At 62.0% G+C, this 2,036-nt stretch carries 1 protein-coding gene; it reads right to left on the reverse strand.

The annotated features are described in order from the left end of the window. Positions 1-74 precede the first annotated feature (74 nt). Positions 75-1,337, reverse strand: a complete 1,263-nt coding sequence (ltrA, locus tag G6N73_RS35430; RefSeq protein WP_165034501.1) for a group II intron reverse transcriptase/maturase — start codon at positions 1,335-1,337, stop codon at positions 75-77. Positions 1,338-2,036: the final 699 nt, after the last annotated feature.

The following is a 2,036-nucleotide window of genomic DNA, read 5'->3' on the forward strand; positions in this document are numbered from 1 at the left end:
TGCCGAGTAGGTGGGGGCGTTACTGCCCCCACCCCTCACAGACCCGGACGTGCAGTTTTCCCGCATCCGGTTCCTCATGGTAGAGTTTCGCTCACGGTGGCAAACGAATGAAGAATCCTGGCTGGCGGCAGCGGATGGCGTTTCAGGATTTCGTTAAGGCGGGTCCATCGGAACACGCTTTGACGATCTCGCCGAGATAGCCATTTCTGCCATATCCTCACGACCTGGTGGGCGAACCATCGCAATCGCCGAGCATTTCCCCCGACGCCATAATAGGCGAAGTGGCCCCGCATCATGGACGAGAGATGGCGATGCTGATCGCGGATCGACCAGTTCCGGTGTTTCCGGCACCAGTCACTTACCGCAGCCAGCGCACGGGCAAAACGGCCCTTGGCCGTGACTTGCATCACCATGTCCTTGCCTTTGCGCGACCGTCCCCACACGTGGGTCAGGCCGAGAAAGTCGAAGTTGGCGCCTTCCGTCTCCGGATGCCGTGTGCTCTCCGTCCTTCGCGGGCGAAAGTCGACGAGACGCGTCTTGTCGGGGTGGAGCGTAAGCCCGAACCGTCCAAGACGTTTGTCCAGCACTGCCAGGACACGCTGGGCGTCGACGATGTTGTCGAACGCCATGAGCGCATCGTCAGCGTAGCGGGCAATGGTACAGCCCCCACGGAGCCGCGGCCGCACCTCGGTCTCGAACCATTCGTCCAGCACGTGGTGCAGGAAGATATTCGAGAGGCAGGGCGAGACCACGCCTCCTTGCGGGGATCCTTCGGCCGTTCGGCGCAGAAGACCGTCTTCGACGGCTCCTGCGTTCAGCCATTTATCGATCATCCGTCGGATGACGCCGTCCGTGACTCGCTGGTCGAGGAACGCCCGGAGGTGAGAGTGCGGAATCGAGTCGAAGTACTTCTGTATGTCGAGATCGATCACCCAATAGAGCCGCTTTGCCCACAGCACGTTCTGCATATTGCGGAGCGCCTGATGGGCCGAGCGGCCCGGTCGGAACCCGTACGAGCAGGGGTAGAAATCCTCCTCATAGACGGTCTCCAGCACCATCGTAATGGCGCGTTGCGCCACCTTGTCCTCGAAGGTCGGAATGCCGAGCATCCTTTGCGACCCATCCGCCTTGGGTATATAGGCCCGCCGGACCGGCGGCGCACGATATCGGCCGGACTTGATGCGCTCCAGGAGGTCCAGAAGTCTGGTCTCCAGGTTCACCTCATAGTCCGCCGCCGTGACGCCGTCGATGCCGGGGGCACCATCCTTGCGGGTCAGCCGGTAGGCCTCCTTCATCCAGTCCAGATCGATGACATGGTGGAGCGAGCACAGCGCCACACCCCGTTTCGTCCTCGCCAGTTCGGCTATCCGTTGTCGGTTCGTAGACAGGTTTGTGGGGTTCAGAGCCCCCTCCCATGTTTCAGGTCAACGGTTCTCTACACATGACGCCTCCCTTCGCTCCGTCGGGTCCCGGTGAGCCCAGTTCCCCGTCTTCACCGCTACTATGAAGGCGCTACGACTTCCCGCTCACGCATACCTGCTCCCTTATAGTTTCGGTCACAGGCCCCACATGCGCCTCCCATGTTCGTGCTCGCCGAGGCGCTCTCGATGAGCGTGGAGGACGCTCGTCGAGCCTGGACCCATGGTCAACCGGCGGTCCCTGTTCCGGCGTACTTCGCTTGTGGACGTAAGCGGGATCTCACAGGTTCCCTGGCGATCCATCCCATGCCTTTGCCCTGCTCCAAGACCCCGGCCGAGCCGCCAGAACCTCGCCCTGGCGGTTCCGACGATGCTGCCCCCGGGCTACCCACGCCGAAGGCCTCCGCATGCACATAATCTCGAGGCTGACACATGGCTTCAGCATCCGCTGTCTACGCTTCACGAGCGGCGTTGCCGTCGCCCATGCAAGACTCGCTTCCGGCTGGCGGGCTGCGCCTTTGCCGGGAGGGGGTCGAACCCTCTGGATCGCTTCGAAAGGTTTCAGGATCTACATTCCATTCTCCTTTCCAGGGCTTAGCCTGTCGCAAGGGTGGTCTA

The sequence above is a fragment of the Allomesorhizobium camelthorni genome (genome assembly GCF_011045125.1).
Classification (GTDB): Bacteria; Pseudomonadota; Alphaproteobacteria; order Rhizobiales; family Rhizobiaceae; genus Allomesorhizobium; species Allomesorhizobium camelthorni.